Below are 269 nucleotides of genomic sequence, written 5' to 3' on the forward strand. Positions count from 1 at the left end.
GCTGGAAGCCGAAGGCAATCCGTGCAAGTTGATCTTTGTCACGCCGGACTACTATGAAGAACGCCCCAAGGGCTGCATGAACGGCTGGGGCAGCATTTTCCTCACCGTCACGCCGGACGGCACGGCACTGCCCTGTCACGGCGCCCGACAGCTGCCGGTGCAGTTTCCCAATGTGCGCGACCACAGCATGCAGCACATCTGGTACGACTCGTTCGGTTTCAACCGTTTCCGCGGTTATGACTGGATGCCCGAACCGTGCCGCTCCTGCG

1 protein-coding gene is annotated in these 269 nt (G+C 61.3%); it reads left to right on the top strand.

Going from position 1 to position 269, the window contains the following annotated elements; genetic code table 11:
* Positions 1–269: SPASM domain-containing protein (locus IB266_RS30560; protein WP_192264466.1), on the top strand; the 269-nt coding region annotated here is incomplete at both ends.

This window comes from Pseudomonas sp. Pdm06, assembly GCF_014851795.1.
Classification (GTDB): Bacteria; Pseudomonadota; Gammaproteobacteria; order Pseudomonadales; family Pseudomonadaceae; genus Aquipseudomonas; species Aquipseudomonas fluorescens_AA.